Source organism: Vibrio sp. QJM3NY_35 (assembly GCF_057785915.1).
In genome coordinates this window covers 788,871-809,412 of record NZ_CM173508.1, presented here as the reverse complement: position 1 = coordinate 809,412, position 20,542 = coordinate 788,871, and the positions used below count along the sequence as shown (strand labels likewise).

The 20,542-nt window shown below is 45.1% G+C and carries 17 protein-coding genes and 1 pseudogene; 9 read left to right on the top strand and 9 right to left on the bottom strand.

The window, feature by feature from the left end:
* Positions 1 to 98: 98 nt before the first annotated feature.
* A complete protein-coding gene (locus tag AC3CH3_RS19040) occupies positions 99 to 2,180 on the top strand; it encodes an ATP-binding protein (protein ID WP_488538992.1) in 2,082 nt (693 codons plus the stop codon).
* A 120-nt stretch (positions 2,181 to 2,300) separates the two neighbouring features.
* Here AC3CH3_RS19040 and AC3CH3_RS19035 read toward each other — a convergent pair whose 3' ends face one another.
* The 6 genes from AC3CH3_RS19035 to AC3CH3_RS19010 all read right to left on the bottom strand — a co-directional run bounded on the left by AC3CH3_RS19035 (position 2,301) and on the right by AC3CH3_RS19010 (position 10,247).
* Positions 2,301 to 4,751 carry a family 20 glycosylhydrolase gene (locus AC3CH3_RS19035; protein WP_488538991.1) on the bottom strand — a complete coding sequence of 817 codons (2,451 nt, stop codon included), beginning with the start codon at positions 4,749 to 4,751 and terminating at the stop codon, positions 2,301 to 2,303.
* A 140-nt stretch (positions 4,752 to 4,891) separates the two neighbouring features.
* Complete coding sequence (locus AC3CH3_RS19030; RefSeq protein ID WP_488538990.1) at positions 4,892 to 5,521, bottom strand: bifunctional 4-hydroxy-2-oxoglutarate aldolase/2-dehydro-3-deoxy-phosphogluconate aldolase; 630 nt, start codon at positions 5,519 to 5,521, stop codon at positions 4,892 to 4,894.
* 20 nt (positions 5,522 to 5,541) lie between these two features.
* The gene (locus tag AC3CH3_RS19025; protein ID WP_488538989.1) at positions 5,542 to 6,489 is read right to left on the bottom strand and encodes a sugar kinase; all 948 of its coding nucleotides are present in this window, start codon (positions 6,487 to 6,489) and stop codon (positions 5,542 to 5,544) included.
* 89 nt (positions 6,490 to 6,578) lie between these two features.
* Positions 6,579 to 8,093, bottom strand: a complete 1,515-nt coding sequence (locus AC3CH3_RS19020; RefSeq protein ID WP_019824549.1) for a sodium:solute symporter family protein — start codon at positions 8,091 to 8,093, stop codon at positions 6,579 to 6,581.
* A gap of 206 nt (positions 8,094 to 8,299) precedes the next feature.
* Positions 8,300 to 8,692: a RidA family protein gene (locus AC3CH3_RS19015; RefSeq protein WP_017065166.1), complete on the bottom strand. Its 393-nt coding sequence runs from the start codon at positions 8,690 to 8,692 to the stop codon at positions 8,300 to 8,302.
* A gap of 121 nt (positions 8,693 to 8,813) precedes the next feature.
* A complete protein-coding gene (locus tag AC3CH3_RS19010) occupies positions 8,814 to 10,247 on the bottom strand; it encodes an N-acyl-D-amino-acid deacylase family protein (protein ID WP_488538988.1) in 1,434 nt (477 codons plus the stop codon).
* 176 nt (positions 10,248 to 10,423) lie between these two features.
* Here AC3CH3_RS19010 and AC3CH3_RS19005 point away from each other — a divergent pair, with 176 nt between their 5' ends.
* Positions 10,424 to 11,698, top strand: a complete 1,275-nt coding sequence (locus AC3CH3_RS19005; protein ID WP_488538987.1) for an amino acid deaminase — start codon at positions 10,424 to 10,426, stop codon at positions 11,696 to 11,698.
* A gap of 89 nt (positions 11,699 to 11,787) precedes the next feature.
* Positions 11,788 to 12,651: a MurR/RpiR family transcriptional regulator gene (locus AC3CH3_RS19000; protein WP_488538986.1), complete on the top strand. Its 864-nt coding sequence runs from the start codon at positions 11,788 to 11,790 to the stop codon at positions 12,649 to 12,651.
* Positions 12,652 to 12,771: 120 nt separating this feature from the next.
* Here AC3CH3_RS19000 and AC3CH3_RS18995 read toward each other — a convergent pair whose 3' ends face one another.
* Both AC3CH3_RS18995 and AC3CH3_RS18990 read right to left on the bottom strand, forming a co-directional pair.
* The gene (locus AC3CH3_RS18995; RefSeq protein WP_019824552.1) at positions 12,772 to 13,314 is read right to left on the bottom strand and encodes an AAA family ATPase; all 543 of its coding nucleotides are present in this window, start codon (positions 13,312 to 13,314) and stop codon (positions 12,772 to 12,774) included.
* 53 nt (positions 13,315 to 13,367) lie between these two features.
* Complete coding sequence (locus AC3CH3_RS18990) at positions 13,368 to 13,907, bottom strand: hydrolase (RefSeq protein WP_488538985.1); 540 nt, start codon at positions 13,905 to 13,907, stop codon at positions 13,368 to 13,370.
* Between the two features lie 192 nt (positions 13,908 to 14,099).
* Between AC3CH3_RS18990 and AC3CH3_RS18985 the strand changes: the two genes are divergently transcribed.
* From AC3CH3_RS18985 to AC3CH3_RS18960, 6 genes and pseudogenes are all read left to right on the top strand, one after another.
* Complete coding sequence (locus tag AC3CH3_RS18985) at positions 14,100 to 14,672, top strand: porin family protein (RefSeq protein WP_488538984.1); 573 nt, start codon at positions 14,100 to 14,102, stop codon at positions 14,670 to 14,672.
* Positions 14,673 to 14,906: 234 nt separating this feature from the next.
* Positions 14,907 to 16,529, top strand: coding sequence for a phosphoethanolamine transferase (locus tag AC3CH3_RS18980; RefSeq protein WP_488538983.1), 1,623 nt, complete (start codon positions 14,907 to 14,909; stop codon positions 16,527 to 16,529).
* Between the two features lie 277 nt (positions 16,530 to 16,806).
* Positions 16,807 to 17,742, top strand: coding sequence for a CorA family divalent cation transporter (locus AC3CH3_RS18975; protein WP_488538982.1), 936 nt, complete (start codon positions 16,807 to 16,809; stop codon positions 17,740 to 17,742).
* Positions 17,742 to 18,317 (top strand): mechanosensitive ion channel family protein, encoded by a 576-nt coding sequence (locus AC3CH3_RS18970; RefSeq protein WP_488538981.1) that lies wholly within the window; start codon positions 17,742 to 17,744, stop codon positions 18,315 to 18,317. Before AC3CH3_RS18975 ends, AC3CH3_RS18970 begins: the two co-directional genes overlap by 1 nt.
* Before the next feature lie 18 nt (positions 18,318 to 18,335).
* Positions 18,336 to 18,535: pseudogene (locus AC3CH3_RS18965) on the top strand (AraC family transcriptional regulator); the annotation flags it as partial.
* A 115-nt stretch (positions 18,536 to 18,650) separates the two neighbouring features.
* Positions 18,651 to 19,283 carry an esterase/lipase family protein gene (locus AC3CH3_RS18960; protein WP_488538980.1) on the top strand — a complete coding sequence of 211 codons (633 nt, stop codon included), beginning with the start codon at positions 18,651 to 18,653 and terminating at the stop codon, positions 19,281 to 19,283.
* 132 nt (positions 19,284 to 19,415) lie between these two features.
* On the opposite strand, the gene AC3CH3_RS18955 is transcribed toward AC3CH3_RS18960, so the two are convergent.
* Positions 19,416 to 20,390, bottom strand: a complete 975-nt coding sequence (locus AC3CH3_RS18955; RefSeq protein WP_488538979.1) for an arginine deiminase-related protein — start codon at positions 20,388 to 20,390, stop codon at positions 19,416 to 19,418.
* Between the last annotated feature and the right edge of the window lie 152 nt (positions 20,391 to 20,542).

The window sequence follows — 20,542 nt, the reverse complement described above, 5'->3', positions numbered from 1 at the left end:
TAATGTTTGCTAGCTTCAATTTGTTCCAGATTCAACCTTCCATGTGGTAATAAAACGCAGCTTTTCAACTCAATAATTTAAAAAGGATTTAATCAAGAATGGTTAACAAAAATCGATATTGGTTGTTCCTGTTTGCCTGTTTATTGATTGGTTTAGTTCAGGTAACTACCAAAAGTGGCATAAGCCAATGGAAGTTAGAACAAGCTCAGCGTTACGCAGAACAGCGCTTCCTTGGATACATTGCCGAAGCAAGACGCACGCTCAAACGTTTTTACTATTTGCCTTATCTCGTGACGAACGATGAAACCAGCGTGCGTTTTATTGATGGTGACATTCGCCTCCAAAAACACATTAAAAAACAGCTGATTCAGTTAGACAAAGCGGCTAACACCAAAGGATGGTATCTACTCTCTGCAAACGGTGATTTGCTTGTTTCTAGCGTAGAAAGGAACAAACTCAGTAAAAAAAGCGCCAGCACTATTGTCGCTAAGATCCACCAGCAAGGCGGTGCGATCTCCCTAGTAACCAAAAATAAAGGCGTCACACCCGATTATTTTATTGCTGCACCCGTTTATCGAGCATCCGATGTGGTAGGCATTGTTGCAGTACAAATTGATTTATCATTACTGATCGACCAATGGTTTGCCGATGGTGAAGCCATCTTGTTTCAAAACCCTCGCGATCAGTTTTTTCTATCGAGTGATCACCGATTGAATGCAGATTGGTTCAATGAAAATTTCACTTCACAACCGCTCGCTACAAAGCGTGAGCTATATGACCAAACCCACATTCGCGTATGGCGACTGAAAGATAAAGATTACCTTATTCAATCCATAAAGTTAGACGACCTGAATTGGCGCTTAACCTACCTAACGCCGTTAACCAGCCTAAACCAAACCACAAGTTGGATAAGTTGGAGCGTCGCAGTAGGTTGTCTGTTCATTCTGTTATTGCTGGTTATTCTTTATCAAAGACGTCAGAAAAAGCTCAGCAATTTACGAATACAAAAACTCATCGAAGAGTCGGAAAAGCGTCTGTCTGGGATGATCAATAAAACGCACGTTGGGCTAGTGCTGATCGACAAACATGGTCATATCCATGATATTAATCTCATGGCCAAGAACTACTTCTCACTATCCGATTCAATGATCAGTAACATCAAAGCTTGGCAGTTATTTGAGGCAGGCAATCCAAATTCAACCACCTTGCAATTGCTTCAGAACCTAGAGCAACACCAAGAACTGGCCGAAATAACCAGCGTCGAAACTATGGCAAGGCGCAGCGATGGTAGCTACTTTCCGGTACTGTTCTCTATAAGCGCCTTTCCTTGGCATGCGACCACTTATTATCTGTGTACCGTGATCGATATTAGTAAGCGTAAAAAAGCAGAAATTGCAGTGCAAAATGCTAATAAAACGCTTCAACTACGTGTAGAAGAGCGAACACAAGACCTGAAAGACGCACAACAAGAACTGGTTGAATCAAGCAAACTTGCCGCACTAGGGCGGATGTCGAGTGCGATCACTCATGAACTTAACCAGCCACTGACAGGACTAAAAACTCTGCTTTCAAGTAATCAATTACTGATGGAACGAGGCGAGACCAAGATGTTGAAAGCGAACATGGATCTCGTGATGAGTCTTATCGACCGAATGGCAAACATGACCAGCCAATTGAAGTCATTCGCCTTTAAAAGACTTGAAAAACCATACCCAGTGTCACTGACAGACGCACTGCAAGAAACCCTACGCATTCACCAAGCCGATCTCGAAAACGTCGATATTCGAGTACGAATCGCCTCCAATATTTCTATGGTGATGGGTGAAGAAGCCAGGCTAAGCCAAGTTCTTGGAAACCTGATTCGAAACGCAATAGACGCCACTCAAAATCAAACACCCGCGACCATTGTTATCAGCGCACATACCGATCAACAACGCGTGATCATCAAAGTGCAAGATAATGGCTGTGGCGTGTCAGAAGACCAACTCGAAACCATTTTTGAACCCTTCCATACCAACAAAAAAATGGGCGAAGGTTTGGGTCTCGGCTTAGCTATCACTGCAAACAATGTGCGGGATATGCAAGGCACCTTAATAGCGAAGAACAACCCAGATCAAGGCATGACATTCACGTTAACGCTACAGAATAGTGATAGTGATGGTGATGGTGATTGTAAGTAGCCGCTTACATAGAGTTTAGAGTTCACACACTATTGAAAAACTAAAACTAAAAAACCGCCCCAAAAGAGCGGTTTTGATTCACTTGTTGGCGTGTGACTTATTCGCTAATCCGTTAACGACTTACTCAGCTAACCGCTTCAACAACAGTTCTGTTGGGCGGACAATCGCGATGATCGATTCATCGTAGATTCTCGCTGAATCAGACAGTATCGCTTGGTAGGCATTCACGTCGGCTTCTCTTACTTTCTCGCCTGTTTGTGCTTTAGCAATCAAGGTTAACGCCAAGTCTGCGACTTCCGCCGTTTTCTCTGCAACCACCACGGTATCGACCGAAGACACGTTACCTGCGAAGACAGTTTCAGCCGCTAGTGCAGCCGCTTTTGCCTGTTGATAATGCTCTGTAAGTTGCTCAATCGCTTGTTGATTACCCGTCACGACTTCATTGACTAAATCTTGCATCTCATACACGGCGTAGCTTTCTACTGGCAGCGCATCAACGAAGCGATTTAGACGCTCGTATTGGCTGTATAAAGTGCCCTTAGGTTCAGTAGAATTCCACTTCTCCCAGTTGCGCGCATAGTACTGTGCTGGTTCTGTGTATTTCGCAAGCACGCGCAGGTCGTGAATATCCTGCCCTTTGGCAATACGTTTTAACAGCATGTCAGCGTCCGCATGATGACGAAGTCCAACCGACACTTCAGACCATGTATCCATCGCCTTCATACGCTTGTACATGCTGCGTTCGTCCGTCAATTCCGCATCAGACCAGAAACGTTCTGCAATTGCATAGCTGCGTGGCCATAGGTAGTTTTCGACCGTGAGGCTGTCTTTGTTCTCTAGCCACATGGTGATCTCGCCGCCCAAGATAAGCTCTTTTTCTTTGTCGGTTAATTCCGCAGGGTAACCACCATTTGGTTCAGGAATCACGCTGCCTTCAACATCACTGCTCGCAATCACTTCACCTGTGGTTGGCCAGCGCACGTTACCAATCAACTGATAACTGCCTTCAGCAAACCCATTTGGATTCAGATTCAAGTTGAATTCGGTGTACGACATGAAGTTATCGAAGTGGCCGACAAAGGTTTTACCTGGCACATAATCAAGGATGTAGATCTCTTCGCGAGACTTACCGTTGTAATCACTGAACGCACGGAAAGTACCGTCTTTCGCTTCAATGATAGTCAGCGTTCCCTTACGTGGGCTGCCTTTAGAACGAGGTTTCTGCCATTGGTAAGTCACGAACTTCTCACCACTGTGCAGTTTATCGTCAACCGTGATGCCAGTTGGCATTGGGTCATTACGATAGTGGTAACTGGTAGGCTGAGGTTGGTCTAAGTAGTAACCCGTAGAAAGAATCCCTGGGTAGCCTTCCTTTGCCGCACGACCGATGCTGTCGTGCCCTTGCCAGCTTTGAATCACGATAGAAGTGGGCAGATCTTTGTGCCAAATCTCATCCCACCCCGTCATCTTCTTGCCGCGCTCTTCCAGCATCTTCTCAACTTTTACGTTGAGGTAAGACTGCAAGCCGCGCTCGCCATCGATATTGTTTTCTTCAATGAACTCTTGGTGCTTTTCGCTGTTTTTCCACTGCGCGTAGTTCGGCTCATCACCACCAATATGGAAGTACTCATCAGGGAACAACTCGGTCACTTCGTCGAACACGTCGCCCAGCATTTCATAAAGCTCTGGGTTAAGTGGGTCCATCAATGGCTCAAATACGCCCCAGCCACGCTCTTGTTCGTAGTTTTGACCTTCACCACCCGACATCAAGCGTGGGTAAGCGTGCGCCACTGCAGAAGAGTGACCCGGCAGCGAGACTTCAGGGATCACACGAATACCAAGATTACGGGCGCATTCAACTAGGTAGCGAACTTGGTCTTTGGTGTAGTAATTACCATCAGCGGTTTCAGACCACAGACGCGGCCATGATTCGGTTTGAATGCGAATGCCTTGGTCGTCCCAGAAGTGCCAATGGAACACGTTCATCTTCGCCGACGCCATCGCATCTAACTGACGAATCAGCACATCGAATTCAATGAAGTGACGTGAAGTATCGTAAGAGACACCACGCCAACGAAAACGGGGCTCATCGACAATGGTTACGGCAGGGATATGGTAGCCAGTCGCTGTGGTTTCAACGAGCTGTAAAAGGGTTTCGATGCCGTGGATAGCGCCATATGGGCTTGGTGCGCTCAGCGTGACTTGCTCACCCTGAGTGGTAATCTTGTAGGACTCTACAGAGTCGATGTTCTGTACTTCAGACTTTGGTGCCGAGTCAATATCAATGATCAGGTTCGCTTCGTCTGCGCTATCAACCTGCCAGTTTAAAATCGGCACACCCGTTTGGCGCTCTAGGCGATCGATAAAGCGTTTTGCGGTGTACTCAACGCGATCAGAGTTAAAGCCTTTGATGTAAACCTTGAAGTTACCGTCTACCTTAACTTGCCCAGCTTGCAGCTCGACTGTCTGTGGGTACGGCATTAAATTTAGATCGGTATTCGGAGCCATTGCTAACGCCATTGGGGACACTACTGAACCTGAAATCAATAGAAACAATATAGTTTTTTTCATTATTAGTTTTCCTATATAACTGGGGTTCTGTTTTGTTTATCGGAGGCAATTCACAAAACAGAACCTTCAGCCACTGCTGTTGTTTATCGAGAGCTCAAAGCCTATCGCCTGTTAAAACGAATGAGCTCACAAACTTATGACTAGCTAACCAATTCAACGGCTTCACGAACCAACACCGCGATCTCATCCCACTGTTCGTTCTCGATCATCTTTGGAGACACCATCCAAGTACCACCACAGCAGACCACACGATCAACCGCTAGGTAATCATTGACGTTGTGTTTGCCGATACCGCCCGTTGGCATTAGCGACACATCAACGTAAGGCGCTAGCAAAGATTTCACCATATTGATCCCACCAGACGCTTCTGCAGGGAAGAACTTCAAGAAGTTAAGACCTAGCTCCAACGCTTGCTCTACTTGGCTTGGGTTGTTTACGCCAGGAACGATTGGCATACCGATCTCTTGGCAACGCTTAACCGTGTTTGGGTTCAGGCCAGGTGCAACGACAAACTCACTGCCCGCTTCTTTTGCAAGGTCGATCTGCTCTGGTGTCAGTACTGTACCTGCACCGATACACATCTCTGGGTAAGCATCACGCATCGCACGAATCGAATCTGCTGCCGCTTCGGTACGGAACGTCACTTCTGCTACTGGCAGGCCGTTTTCGACTAATACTTTTGCTAGTAGAATCGCATGTTCCACCTTGTTGATTTGAATAACAGGAATGACTTTGAATTGCTTAAGTGTGTTGATCATTTCTTGAGACATAATAAATTCGCTTTATTTTTCTATTTTTTAATTAAGTGATTCATAGCGCTTACCGGGATGATCGCGCCTGAGTATTGAATAACGGTAGAAGCCAGTTGGTGGCCGAGTTCAGCTGCATCGGTAGTGCTCTCACCTGTAAGGCGCGCAGCCAAATAGCCGGCAGCGAAGGAGTCACCCGCTGCGCAGGTGTCGACCACGTTAGAAACACGAGTCGCTGATACATAGCTCTCAACAACATCGCCCTGTTCAACTTGAACAATCTTGCATGGCTCACAGCCACGTTTGATGACGATCTCTTGGCAGCCTAAGCGAAGGCAGCGTTGTTGAACGCTCTCGCCATTGCCCCAAACCAGCAGGTCGTCGTCTTCGGTAATCAGTGCGATGTCTACCAATGGCAGTAACTTGGCGTACCAGTACTGAGCTTGCTCGGTGCTCCAAAGCTGCGGGCGATAGTTGTTATCAAAAATCAACTTGCCGCCTTGATTTGAGAACACGTTAATGGCTTTGAATAAGCGCTCACGAGAGGCGTCATCTAAAATCGCGATACTGATACCGCTGATGTAAACCGCATCGACTTGTTTCTCTGTCAGGGCGATTTCAAGCTTATTCAGGTCGTCAGCTTGAAAGTAAGATTTGACTGCCGCGTCGTTGCGCCAGTAGTGAAAGTGTCGCTCGCCTGTATCGTCGGTTTCGACCATGTAAAGACCAGGGAGCTTATTCGCAATGCGCTCTACGAAATTGGTTTGAATACCTTCTAACTGCCAGCTATCAATCATATTTTGAGACAGTTCATCGCCACCAAGGCCTGTCGCGTAATGCACAGACAGATTTTGATGTTGAGTTAAACGAGAAAGGTAAAGTGCGGTATTAAGTGTGTCACCGCCAAACTTTTTGGTTAATGGAGAGCCGCTGATTTCGACCATGCATTCGCCAAAGAAAGCAATATTGAAATGAGAAGATGCAGGCATAGCCGATCCTAAAATAGAGAGATATATGGGGAAAAGGCCCTGCCACTAAGCAGGGCCTGAATTAAGCAAACCAGTTGTGGAGACTAGGTTTAGCTTGTTTGATTTGCAGGACGTTGAGGTGCCGCTTCTTCTTCAAGTACGCCAGTCTCAGACATTTCCATTTCCATCAGAGCACGCTCGTCATCAAGAATCGCTTTTGCCATTTCAGGTGTTACTTGGTTAGCCGGAGTCACTAGGCTCACAACCACACCTGCCGTTAGCGCAAACAGACATGATGGAATAACTGGGTTGCCCCAGAAGGCTGTGTAGTCAGCGTTTAGCATTACTACGAATGAAGCTACAGAAGCACCCGCTAGTGTTGCAAGCGCACCTTGCCAGTTGTAGCGTTTCCAGAATTTACCCAACATACCGCACACAAACATGCCCGACATAACCGTTGAAATCATCTTAGTGATGTAGCCAATGATGTCGTTTGACGTCAGTGCGAACAGTAGTGCGAAGCCAATCACCACAACCAAAGCTAGACGAGAGTAGTTCAACATTGATTCTTTGTTTGGTACGCGGCCTGTGAACATCACGTACACGTCACGCAGTAGGATAGATACACCGGCAATTGCATCTGAGCTTGCGCTCGACATAGTTGCAGATAGGCCTGCGATAAGAACAATCATACCTACGCCAACTGGAAGAACCGTTGCAGCTACGTATGGGAACGAGTAGTTCGGGTTAGCCAATGATGGGTCGATTGCGTGCGCAGCCATACCAATGATTGCTGGAATAATTGAGAAGAAAAGGTACAACACACCAGAAGCAACAAATGAGCGACGGATAGTTGAAACATCTTTACCAGAGTAGATGCGTTGGCGGAATGAAGGTGTTGCCAGTACGCCTACACCGATAACCACAGCCAGAGAAACAGCAGGTAGAATGCCCAGTTTATCGATTGCTAAAAAGCTTGTAGCAGCAGGGTCCATCGCAGCGTAAAGGTTGTCCATGCCACCAATGTGATCAACAGACATTACCGCCATTAAAATGAAGCCAGCAAAAAGGATGATTGCTTGAATCGTATCGGTCCATACAACCGCTGTGTAACCACCGATAACAACGTAGATAGTGAATGCTGCAGCAATAATGATTTTCGCTAGGTTAAGGTCGATGTCTGCAATCCACGCTAGGTACATGCCGCCACCTAGAATGTGCGCACCTAACCAACCGATTGACGCGATAAAGATAAGTAGGCCAACCACGTTTTTTACGATTCGGTTAGCGCCAACGTAATAAGCCAACTCTTCACTCATGGTCATGAAGTTCAGTTTACGAACCGGAGCAAACCAAAGTGCAAGCAATAGGATGCCTACAGCACCGCCAATTCCGTACAGAGCACCCGCCCAACCATTTGCGTAACCGAAGCCAACCGCGCCCATACTTGAACCCGTGCCGACCATAGTCGCAACTGTTGTACCAAGTACTAAGAATAATGGCAGGCCACGGCCGCCTAATAAGAAATCTTCGCCAGATTTTTGATTACGCGAGACAAACCAGCCTAACCAAATTAAAAAACATACGTACACGCCGAAGCCTGTAAGAAAAAGTGTGCTGTTCATTTGACACCTCTCAGTGAAATATTGAGTTCATTCTTGAACTTTATTTATGATTCATTCATTTTTATATTTCATATAATTACTTTATTGATTTTATCTATTTTAATTAAAGTAATTTTTATAAATGTAGGGTGAGAGTATTAAAGGATAATAACAGGGATGACTAACCCCTAATACTCTCTAAGTAGGTAATTGTGATTAGGTTATTACTAAACGCGATCCGCGCGGTAGCAAGTCACATCTACTTCAACCTTCACGTCTACAACTAGGTCGCAAACCATGCAGATACGAGCCGGTGGGTTAGCACCGAAGAACTCTTTGAAGACCTTATTAAAAGATTGGAAGTAACGAGAATCTGTTAGCACAACCTTTACGTGCATTACGTCTTCTAGGCCGTAGCCTGCTTCAGTCATGATATCGACACAGTTTTGGATCGCTAGGCGAGACTGGTCAACAATGCCGCCCTCTACCACTTCACCATCTGTCATCGGTGTCTGGCCAGAAACGTATAGGAAACCACCCGCTTCAGTTGCGCGTGCAAATGGTAAATGTTGTCCGCCTGTACCTGTGCCGCCTTCAACACCGTAACGTTTAATAGTCATTTTTTAACTCCACTTCTTTATAGATAATATTGGGTTTATAGATAAAACAGTTTCTATTCCAATATATTTAAATTAATTCGTCGTTTTCTTATTACTGTCTATTTAATAAAATAATTAAATTCTAATTACGGTAAATAAAAACGCCTGAACGATTATTTTTTACTTTTCCTTTTTGGTAAGTTAACTCACCATTTACAAATACACTTTCGATTCCCTCAGCAACTGAAATAGGATTTTCAAATGTTGCTGTGTCTTTAATATTCTTTGGATCAAATAGAACTAAATCGGCAAATGCGTCTTGGCGAATCTCACCTCTTCCCGCGAGGTTGTAGCGCTTCGCAGACATTCCGGTCATTTTGTGAATCGCTTCTGGCAGCGCGAACAGTTTTTCATCTCGGCAGTAGTGACCCAACACTTTCGGGAAGGTACCCCATAATCTTGGATGTGGGTGCGGGTCATTCGGTAAACCATCAGAACCAACCATGGTCAGCTTGTATTTCAATACACGCTTTACGTCGTTCTCATCCATACAGTGGTAAACCGCACCAGCTGGTTGAAGCGCTTTTGCTGCGTCCATCAACGGTAGGTTCATCTCATCAGCAATCTGCTTAAGCGTTTTGCCTGCATGTTCTGGCTTTGCTTTAGACCAAGTGATGAAGATATCGAAATCCTCTGTCACCTGTTTCAGATCTAACGTCGAGGAGCTCGCTGAGTATGGGTAGCAGTCGCAAGACACATCTTGGTGCTCAGAAACCTTGTCCATCAAATCAAGTACTTCAACAGTTCTGCCCCAGTTGCCTGCACCTGCACATTTAAGGTGAGAGATAACAACGGGTACTTTCGCGTATTGGCCTGTCTCAAACGCCTCTTCCATCGCGCTTAAGATCTCTTCAAATTCGGTACGCATATGCGTGGTATAGATGCCGCCATGGCTAGACAGCACTTTTGCTAACTGCATTACTTCATTGGCGTTGGCTTGTTTCGCGCTGGCGTAAGCCAAACCTGAACTCAAACCCAATGCACCTTGCTCCATCGCTAAATCAAGATTGGTTTGCATTGCTGCAATTTCTTCTTCGCTTGCGGTGCGTTGTAGGTCGTCCATCACTTGGTTACGCAGTGTGGTGTGGCCAACTAACGCTGCTACGTTCACCGCTGGTTGTGCTTGCTCTACGGCTTGTGCATATGCGGCAAAGGTTGGGTATTTGAAATCAGCCTGTGCTCCTAATAGGTTCATTGGGTCTGGTGGATCGCCCGCCAAAACCGTTGGTGATGCGCTGATGCCACAATTGCCAACAATCACGGTTGTCACACCTTGGCTAATCTTAGGTAGGCAGTCTGGGTAACGAATTACATTGGTATCGTCGTGTGTGTGTACATCGATGAATCCAGGAGCCAATGCTAAGCCTGCTCCCTCAACCAACTGGCTACAATCTTCATGATCGATTTTGCCAATTTCGGCGATTTTTCCATCTCGGATTGCTACATCGGCACAAAACGATTGTTCGCCGGTGCCATCAAACACCTCTACATTTTTAATTATCGTATCGAACAACATTTCTCACTCTCTCAATCCACTCTGTTGATGGAGCTATATTAGAAATCCAGCCGATTATTTTCAGTGACAAAACACACATAATATTTTAATTTGCGTGATAGTTTCTATCACAAAGTACGTTACAGATATATTTAAACATTAAATAACAACCACTTAAGTCATGTTAGGAATCAGCAATGAAACATAACCCTGCACAAAAAGATGTTATAAAGTATCAAAAAGATAGTTTCATCTTGACTGAAAAAGGCCAAAAAGGGAGAGCAGTATCACAATCTGAGAACGGTATTTATCGACTGGTTGATGAAGACATTTCGCTTCCGGTAGCAATTATCAAACAATCAGCGTTGACCAATAACCTGAATTGGATGCAATCATTCGCCGATCATCACCAGGTTAAATTGTCGCCACACGGCAAAACATCCATGACACCTGCTTTTTTCCGTCAACAGCTAGAAAATGGCGCTTGGGGAATTACGGTTGCGACACCTGCACAAGCAGAAATTGCAGCAATGGCAGGTGCAAAAAGAATCATCATGGCTAACCAATTGGTAGGTAAAACCAACATGGCGATCATCGAACAGCTTATTAGTGAGTTCGACGTTGATTTCTATTGCTGTGTGGATTCGTCAGTCAACGTGCAGCGACTCAACCAATATTTCTCCAACAAAAAGCAAACGCTAAAAGTACTGATCGAGTTTGGTGTTCCGGGTGGCCGTTGTGGTTGTCGTTCACCTCAAGAGGTTCTAGAGCTGGCGCAAACTATCCAAAATACGTCTGCGCTTTCTCTAGCGGGTATTGAGGTATACGAGGGTGTGATTCATGGCGACAATGCCGAACAAGACATTCGTACCTTCTTAAACCAAGCGCTCACTTCGGTTGAAAGCCTCGCATCAGACGGCTTAATTACAGGGCAACCTATTATCACTGGTGCAGGCTCGGCTTGGTATGACGTGGTGGCAGAATGCTTGGCGAACCTCACAGATTACTTAGCGATTATCCGCCCAGGTTGTTATGCCATTCACGATACTGGGATCTACCTAGATGCCCAAAGTAAGGTATTGCAACGTGCCCAAGTAAACCAAGGTTACGCGTGTGAACTGGGTGGTGACTTAGAATCGGCACTGGAAGTGTGGGCGTATGTTATCTCTCGTCCGGAGCCAACCAAACTGGTGATCGGTCTAGGTAAGCGTGATGTTGCCTTTGATGCGGGTTTACCTATTGCCGAGCGCGGCTATCGCAATGGCGAAGCTATCTCTGTGAAAGGGCTAACAGCTACCGCGGTGATGGATCAGCATACCTTTGTTGAAACGGACGGTTCTGCTGAGATTGAAGTAGGCGATATGATTGCGTTCTCAACCTCACACCCATGTTTAACCTTCGACAAATGGCGCTACATTGCCATCAGCGATGACGATCATCAGGTAAGCCACTGGGTAGAAACCTGCTTCTAGCTTGATTTTTCAATAAGCTAGAATCAGCGAAGCAATCAGATATACTAAAGGGGCTAAGGCTTAGCCCCATCAACAAAGGATCAGGATTCTTGAGTTTAGAAGTAGATATCATTTCACAGATAACCGAGCGTTTTCCCGCTCTTCGTGATGCAGAGAAAAAAGTCTCCAAGCTGATCATGGACGACATTGATTTCGCAGCCAATGCCAGTATCACAGAGCTTGCTGAAGGTGCTCAAGTCAGTGAAGCCACAATTACGCGTTTTGCGAAGGCGATCGGCTGTAACAACGTGCGTGATATGAAGATCAAGCTTGCTCAAACCCTAACGGTGGGCCAGCGTTTTATTCTCGAACCGGTAAACCAAACTGGCTATCAAGGTATCTACGAATCGATCAAGCAGAGCTTAGACATCAACCGAACCTTGTTCAAGGAGCAAGACATTGAAACCGCGGTGAGTTGGCTGCACAACGCCAGACAGATCATTGCTATCGGCATGGGTGGCGGCTCAACCATCGCCTCTCAAGAGCTGCAACACAGACTGTTCCGATTGGGTTATCCGGTTGTGTCATACAACGATGGTTTAATGTCACGCATGGTTGCTGCCACGGCAGATGCCAACGATGTGATGGTGATGATTTCCGCGACAGGCTTTACGCCAGTGATCACCGAAACCGCCGAACTAGCGAAGCAGTACGGGCTTAAGATCATCGCAATTACCCCGCAAGACACGCCACTGGCAAAGATTGCGAATATTGTTTTGCCAATCAAACACATGGAAACCGACTTCATCTACAAGCCATCAGCGTCTCGCTACGCAATGCTAGCATTAGTGGATGTGCTTTCAATGGGTATGGCGGTCAATCACAAGAACCGCTCGCGCGATAAACTTCGCCGCTTGAAGGTTGCTTTAGACTCCTACCGAGGCGGCGGCGACCGACAACCTCTCGGTGATTAAACGTTACCGAAGCCAAGCTTGTCGCAGCTAAATCAAAATAGAATCTGAATAAAAAGCCCCGCAGTATTCACTCAATCGAGTCGATACTGCGGGGCTTTTTAGTTGTGGATTTGCTAGAAATTACTCGCCTGAGTCAATTGAAGTTAAAATGAACGCGACTCGTTCCTCGACAGATAGCTTAGGCACTTCCACCAGCTGATAACCAAACTGAGTATAGGCTTCCACCATCTTTTCATAGGTGGCAACCGCCTCTTTAAAATCTTGCTTGCGCTCTTGGTCATTGATGAAAATAGAGTCCCATGGCGGGAAGATAAACACCTTACTGTTGTATACGAGCTCATTACAGCTATTGAGCAAGGATTCTGGAATAGGCAACGTCTCTAACAAACTGTAACCGTATGAATCCACGATGCTTCTATCAAAGAAAACGAGTTGCTCACTTGCCTCAAATACTTGGTAATTAGCTAACTCTTCTCGCACCATCTCATCACGAAAAGCCACTTTATCTAACCACGGCAAAGCGCTACCTTGTTGCTCAACTTGGTGCTGAATCACTTTACGCCCAACCTCTGGTGCGCAGCGATAGCCCTTGCTTTTCAAAGCGTCGATGACCGAGGTTTTGCCGGATCCCGGCCCACCTGTAAATACAATTAGGTTATTCAAATGAACCTCTTCAAAGGGGGAAAATAACGAATCGGACCTCAACGAAACCCAAGTTAACGAATCAAGGACAGAATGGACTTAAATTCTGGTGCGCGGCAATCTTTCACTAGCTCGTATAAGCTCATTTCTAATCCCGTAATTTGGACACCAGCGTCCCACAATCGACTGATAGCCAGTTTCTTGTTCAATGCTGTTCGCGAACTAACACAGTCACCAACTACCTGAACCTTGTACCCAAGTTCCAACAAACCCACTGCGGTTTGATAGACACAAATATGAGCCTCAATGCCACACACTAACCACGTATCGACATCCTTGGTTTGCACTGTCTCAACAAATTTGGGTTCGCTACACGCGTTGAACGTGAATTTCGGTATCGGCTTAACATCACTCAATAGGTCATTCAGCTCACTAACGGTAGGCCCCAACTTCTCTGGGTTCTGCTCCAAACTCACAATAGGAAGGCCTAAAACCTGCGCTCCCTCAATCAGCTTTCCACAGTTAGCAATCAGTGTCTCGCTCTCATCAACAAGGCGTGCGAGCTTGCCCTGAACATCCACAACCACCAAACCTGTCTTTTGTTTCGTTAGCATGTTTACTCCTTGTTTTGGGCAGCCTGATTAATTACGCAATCTGATGTGTATGTTTTCTACTATGTAATGATTCAGCTTACAAAGCCATACAGTAATACATAAAAGACTACGGAATAATGGTCATCAACGGTCGAAAGGTCGCAAAACAAAAATAATTGATACTGGCATGACATTAAAGAGTGAGTAAGAAAAATGAACAAGATAACAAAATCAGCATTAGCACTGGGTTTAATCAGCGCGGTTTCTCTTCCAGCTTTAGCAGCAGGCACTGACGGCGGCGCTTACATTGGTGGCGGCCTTGGCTTATACCAAGATTCTGATACAGATGGTCAAGGTAGTCTAGATTCCGACGGTATGGGCTACAACCTATACGGCGGCTACCAATTCAATCGTATCGTAGGCGTTGAACTTGGCTACAACGATTACGCAGACTACAAAAAAGGTACAGAAAAAATGTCTCCAACGTCTGTTTCTGTATCAGCAAACCTAGGTTACACGTTCGACAACACGATTCGTCCGTTCGTATTGGCTGGTTTAAGTTCTGTTGACCTAAACGCAAACAAGAGCGCTGGTTACGCTGATGACAGCGGTACAGGTTTCCACTTCGGTCTGGGTGTTGAATACACGCCAATCGAAAACCTAACACTACGACTAATTTCACAAGCTGATGCTGTGAGCGTAGAAAACTACTACGGTCCATTCAAAACCGAAGATAAGACACTGGCATTCAGCAGTGTTAGCCTAGGTGGTTCTTACAACTTCTAATGTAGCGAGCCTACGTAGAACAACCTAACGTAAATAATTCACTTTGCTGTTCCACCTTGTCATGAAGGTCACTCAGTAAAGTGAATTTTTTGTTTCTACTGCCCCAAAACGCGTCATTTCACTTTAGCCAGTTTATCGCTCATCATCATCGATTTGAGCTGTATAGATTGATATTAGAGCTTTCTTGATAGCGAGGCTAAAATAAAGAGATAAGAGGCGCAGGAGACAAGCATAGTGAATCTACCAAGTGTAAATATGTCGATAAACAAACTGCCCTTTATATTGGCGGTATATTACCTGCTGATTATCAACATACCGCTCTCCCAAGAACTATTTAGTATTGTTCAGTCCTCAAAATCTGAGAGCCTCTGGTTTGTTCTATCCATTCCAATCTTCTTCCTCGCAGCGTTCAACTTCATCTTCCAAGTCTTCAACTGGCCGATATTCTCCAAGCCATTTTTTATCTTCTTGCTGATCACCTCAACACTCGTCAGCTACAGCATGTTCAGTTACGGCATCTATGTCGATTATGGGATGATAGAGAACGTCTTCGAAACCAATAGTGGCGAAGCAGCAAGCTATGTAAGTACCCACTCCATCTTATGGTTATTCGCGATGGGTATTATTCCGTCACTGCTGCTACTGTTTACCAAGCTTAAGCGAGAGTCATGGAAAGATTTCTTTGTCTGGAAGTCGATTGGATTGCTCTCTTCATTGATTGTTATCGCGATTATTGCAGGGCTGTTTTACAAAGATTATGTCTCGATTGGTCGCAATAACTCGCACATCAAAAAGATGATCATCCCAACCGAATACGTGTCATCCGCGGTCAAATACATCAATAATACCTACATTAAAGAGCCTATCCCCTATCAAGAGCTAGGATTAGATGCGAAGCAAACACCACAAGCCAAAGCGGCAACCAAGCCGACCTTACTGGTGTTTGTGCTTGGTGAAACCGCGCGCGTGTATAACTACCAATATCATGGCTATGAGAGGGAAACGAACGCTCACACTCAGCCTTACAACCCGATATTTTTCTCTGATGTTCAGTCGTGCGGAACAGCCACTGCGGTTTCTGTGCCGTGTATGTTCTCGAACATGAATCGCAGCAACTACGACCGAGACAAGGCTTACAATCAAGATAACGTGGTCGACATCATGAACCGCGCGGGCATTCACTCTATCTGGCGAGAACATGATGGTGGAGACAAGGCGGTCGCACACCGAATCAAAGAGATGACGCTCGTCGCCAAAGACAGCGATCCGTTGTGCAATAACGATGTGTGCTACGACACGGCAATGCTAGAGAACTTCGAGCAAGATACTCAAGATCTTAGCCAAGATAGCATCATCTTCTATCATATTGCCGGATCTAATGGCCCTACTTACTTTGAACGCTATCCAGACGAACATAAGAAATTCACGCCTGATTGCGCTCGCGCCGATATTGAAAACTGCACCAAAGAGGAAGTGGTTAACACCTACGACAACACCATCTTGTACACGGATTTCTTCCTCTCACAGGCAATGAAAAAACTTGAGAAGCTGACCGACAAATACAACGTGGCGTTGATGTACGTATCCGATCACGGTGAGTCTCTGGGAGAAAATGGCGTCTACTTACACGGCATGCCTTACTCTCTCGCTCCAAAAGAACAGACCCACGTTCCACTGATCTTTTGGATGTCGGATGGCTTTGCTGCCGAGAAAGGCATCAGTGACACGTGCTTGCGTAAAGCAGGAAAAGAACAGAGCTTCTCACACGATAATCTGTTCGACTCTTTGCTTGGTCTGATGGACGTTCAAACCCAAGAATACCGAGAAAACCAAGACATCTTCGCACCGTGTCGTTAATGAACTTACTTAAGTGAGTAGTCGAAAAATGCGACTTGCCTAAATAAGCTCATCTCTATATCCATCTATAGAAGAAAAGGCCTCGGTCTTTTCTTTTTTTTCCATCGCTAACGTTACACCAGAGTGCTAATTTATAACCTCTAAACAATAAGCTACATTTATTAGAGAGCCCGAAGCACTCGTTATCTCGGCTCTCGCTCCCAAAAAACAGGGCTCTACATAGCACCTTAATAGTGCTCGAATCTCGATGGTTACGTCATATCATTAAGGACAACGAATGGACGCTTTCATAATTTCAAGCTGGCAATTTTCAGAGGGTGTGGCACATGAGCACACCACCAACCCAGCTCCATTTGAGCAATCGACATGGTATCACTGCCAAAGAGATGCAAAAGGGCTGAGAGAGTGGCTCCAAAAGAATACGATTCCAAATGCCATCGTGGACTCACTGCTCACCGATGACACGCGCCCACGTTTTGAACAGTTTGGCAATGATTGCTTTTTGATGATCCTGCGAGGGATTAACCTAAACGAAGGGGCTAACCCTGACGACATGTTAAGCCTGCGTATCCTATGGTACAAAGGCACTTTAATATCGACACGCAAAGTTCCTTCGAAAGCGGTCAGTAATCTGATATCCGATCTCAAACAGAACCAAGGTCCAGCATCATTACCAGATGTATTGCTAGGCATGATACGTGGAATCAACCACAGCATTTCAACCTTTCTAGCTCCGGTCGAACTATTGATTGACGAGTTAGAATCTAAATCCAACATCGATATAAGATCCATCAATGCTCTGCATTCAAGACTGCTTAGACTAAGGCGCTATTTGAAGCCACAGAAATACGTTTTTGAGGATCTAATGAGTGACCTACCTGCACCATTGAGCAAGCACAACGGTCATATAAAGAACAGCCTTGATACCATCCTGCGAATTAATGAGTCTGTTGAGTTTTACATCGAACAAATTAATGTATTTTTAGCGAACCTAAATCAGCAACAAGCTGAAAAAATGAATAGAAATACGTACCTATTTTCTATCATTGCGGGTATTTTCCTTCCTGCTGGTTTTTTCACTGGTTTACTGGGTGTCAATATCGCTGGGATACCCGGAACAGATAACCCAATAGCATTTCCACTATTTTGCATCGGGCTGCTCGTGGTCGTAGCGGCAGAGGTCGTTATCTTGAAAAAAATGAGGTTTATTTAATGGTTGAGTTTTTGCAATCCAATATGTGGCTTAAGCAAGCAAGTTTAGGTTTGCTGCTTATCGTTGGGTATTGGGTGATCAAACGCTTAGGGAAGAACTGGATAGAAACATTAGCGGAAAATAAGCGTGTCGAATTGAAGCGAAAGCAGTTCGTGATTAAGTGTTTCAATATCGTTCTGTTTCTACTCTTCATCGCTGTGTTTACGATTGTTCTTAACTTAGGTTTTGGTGATATTTCGCTATTCTTATCATCCATATTTGCGGTGTTGGGTGTCGCATTATTCGCGCAATGGTCAATTCTAAGTAACCTTACAGCCAGTGTACTAATATTTTTTGTATTCCCTTATCGCATTGGCGACAGAGTAAAAGTCGCGGAGAAAGACGAAGACATCAGCGGTGTGATCATTGATATCACCATGTTCCACGTTATTCTCCGACACAGTTCAGGCAACATCATCACCTACCCTAATAACCTGATCCTACAAAAAGGCGTGATAAAGATATTAGTTGAGCCGGAAGCAAAAAGTGAAGCAGGTGATACTGAGCTAACCAAAACTGAAAATTCAAAATCATAAGATCTACTGGTGCCTTAGATATCGGCAAGTCAAACAGATAGACACTGCGAACTGATTCGTAAGATATTAAAAGAGCTTAGTTCGACATGGATTGCAGAACTTGGCGATAAAGGGCATTAGAGAGAAGCTTCAATAAGGTAAAAAGTCTAACACCCAATACTTACGCCAAACAAGGCGGTTTAACCATAGATGTCTATGGTGGAGTGAGATCGGAGTAACCCAATCTTTGTCTATAACGAGCGCTCTGTCTTTTGTGTCCCACTAGCTGCAAGTTTTATTGAGTTTAGATTTGCGACTAAATATACTGGAGGCACAATCATACGGAGGACATAAATGAATAATAAAAACAAACATATAGTTTTAATTCATGGTCTATATATGCCTGCGTTGATCATGCAATATCTGGATAGAAACTTCAAAAAACGCGGCTTTACAACGCACAAGTTTGCTTACAACTCGCTACGTTTCCCTTCTGCCGCCAAACGTCTCAATCGCTTCGTCAATGCACGCTTTGATGAGCACGATGAGGTCTACTTCTTCGGTCACTCACTAGGTGGCTTACTGATTCGTCATTACTTTAAATTCTACCAACCACACTTCGCCGACACCTGCATCATTACTGCGGGCACGCCACACAATGGGGCAACCATAGCCAAAACGCTCTCTAATCATGGCCTTGGGTTCATTTTTGGCTCGACCAAAAACATCCTCAATGATGGGCTTGGTGACTACGATAATGATGTGCCAATTGGCGTGATTACTGGCACCTACGACGCTGGCGTGGGACGTATTGTGCTGGGAAGAAACCCGGGCGATGGCACAGTCACACTCGAAGACGCAAACCTGAGAGGAGCAACGGATACTTACGCCCTCAAACTCAACCACACCGCACTTGTCTACTCCAAGGAAGTCGTGGTACTGTCGGCGCAGTTCATTGAACACAGAGCTTTCAAGAGCGCTTCATAGCTTATTTCCGTTAGCTTTTGCGCGTTTACTCCGGTATCGAACTCTTGTTCTCTTATTCGTGATAGATAAAAACAAAAATACCACTCTGAGATCGAGTGGTATTCAAAGATTGATTGCTGGAAGTGGTGCTTGTTACAGACGATTCACTCGCGTTGGCAAAAACACCTCACCCAACATGCATCGCACCGAACCACCACCAATGTCTTCAATCGTTTTCACGTTAAATGGTAGCAGCTTGCCATGTGTCGATAGCTGAGCTAACTGAGCTGGAGAAAACGCATCGTAAGCCGATTGAGACATCGCGATCACCTTGTCGCCATTCACCGTCTCCAGTTGCAAAATGTTGCCGCAAAATCGGTTCATCTGATCAATTGAGATAGAGATAACCTGCTTGTCTTTAGCAAGAGATTTCACCACAAAACGGCGCTCAAACTCTGGAATCACTTCATCACAGATCACGCAGAAATTATCACCAATCGCCATCATTACATTGGTGTGGTAAATCGGCTGGCCAGATGGCAATGCCGTTTGAAACGAAACCACGCGAGAATAACCAATACGCTTCGCATAGTCTTCTAACACTTCACGGTCACAACGCTGAGAAAGCGCAGCATAGATGGTCTTGTTAATATGGTCGATAACCATCACACCCGTGCTCTCAAGATAAGAGCCTTGAGTAATGTAAGACTCTAGAGACTCGCTGTGGTTAACAATGCGACCAGACGCTTCAAGCGCTTCAATAAGGGCACTTGGCTTCACTTCATTTTGACGGTTTTTACACGCCATCGGGAACGTAAATAGGCTTCCATCACTACAGGTACTGAACCAGTTATTTGGGAACACTGCATCAGGGGTTTCGACACCAAGCTCAGGATAATCAAACTCTACAACTTGCACACCTTCTTTACGTAGCGAAGCCACCATAGCCTTAAATTCAGCCATCGTTTCTAATTTGACCTCAGCCTCAGTCAGGTCGACTCTGTGCTGAAATTCGTTATCACGTGCTGTTTCTTCGTTAAATTTAAACTCTTTTGGCGGCACCATAACAACGCAATTGGCGTTTTGAACATTAGTAATATGAAGTGATTTTTTGTGTAGGTTTAACATTTCAACCGTCCCTATCTTTTATTTACTTCAGAATTGTAAACAACTTGTTACGACAAGATTCACTGAAAAGAATATTGATTTGAATATTTATCCCAAACAATTACTGCAGATCTTAGATTAATCGGTAATTTTTACTGCAAGATAACAGCACA

Excerpts from the sequence above, each read along its gene's own strand:
- AC3CH3_RS19040 (WP_488538992.1), top strand. The coding sequence starts at position 99 with ATGGTTAACAAAAATCGATATTGGTTGTTCCTGTTTGCCTGTTTATTG.
- AC3CH3_RS19035 (WP_488538991.1), bottom strand. The coding sequence starts at position 4,751 with ATGAAAAAAACTATATTGTTTCTATTGATTTCAGGTTCAGTAGTGTCC.
- AC3CH3_RS19030 (WP_488538990.1), bottom strand. The coding sequence starts at position 5,521 with ATGTCTCAAGAAATGATCAACACACTTAAGCAATTCAAAGTCATTCCT.
- AC3CH3_RS19025 (WP_488538989.1), bottom strand. The coding sequence starts at position 6,489 with ATGCCTGCATCTTCTCATTTCAATATTGCTTTCTTTGGCGAATGCATG.
- AC3CH3_RS19020 (WP_019824549.1), bottom strand. The coding sequence starts at position 8,093 with ATGAACAGCACACTTTTTCTTACAGGCTTCGGCGTGTACGTATGTTTT.
- AC3CH3_RS19015 (WP_017065166.1), bottom strand. The coding sequence starts at position 8,692 with ATGACTATTAAACGTTACGGTGTTGAAGGCGGCACAGGTACAGGCGGA.
- AC3CH3_RS19010 (WP_488538988.1), bottom strand. The coding sequence starts at position 10,247 with ATGTTGTTCGATACGATAATTAAAAATGTAGAGGTGTTTGATGGCACC.
- AC3CH3_RS19005 (WP_488538987.1), top strand. The coding sequence starts at position 10,424 with ATGAAACATAACCCTGCACAAAAAGATGTTATAAAGTATCAAAAAGAT.
- AC3CH3_RS18990 (WP_488538985.1), bottom strand. The coding sequence starts at position 13,907 with ATGCTAACGAAACAAAAGACAGGTTTGGTGGTTGTGGATGTTCAGGGC.
- AC3CH3_RS18985 (WP_488538984.1), top strand. The coding sequence starts at position 14,100 with ATGAACAAGATAACAAAATCAGCATTAGCACTGGGTTTAATCAGCGCG.
- AC3CH3_RS18975 (WP_488538982.1), top strand. The coding sequence starts at position 16,807 with ATGGACGCTTTCATAATTTCAAGCTGGCAATTTTCAGAGGGTGTGGCA.
- AC3CH3_RS18970 (WP_488538981.1), top strand. The coding sequence starts at position 17,742 with ATGGTTGAGTTTTTGCAATCCAATATGTGGCTTAAGCAAGCAAGTTTA.
- AC3CH3_RS18960 (WP_488538980.1), top strand. The coding sequence starts at position 18,651 with ATGAATAATAAAAACAAACATATAGTTTTAATTCATGGTCTATATATG.
- AC3CH3_RS18955 (WP_488538979.1), bottom strand. The coding sequence starts at position 20,390 with ATGTTAAACCTACACAAAAAATCACTTCATATTACTAATGTTCAAAAC.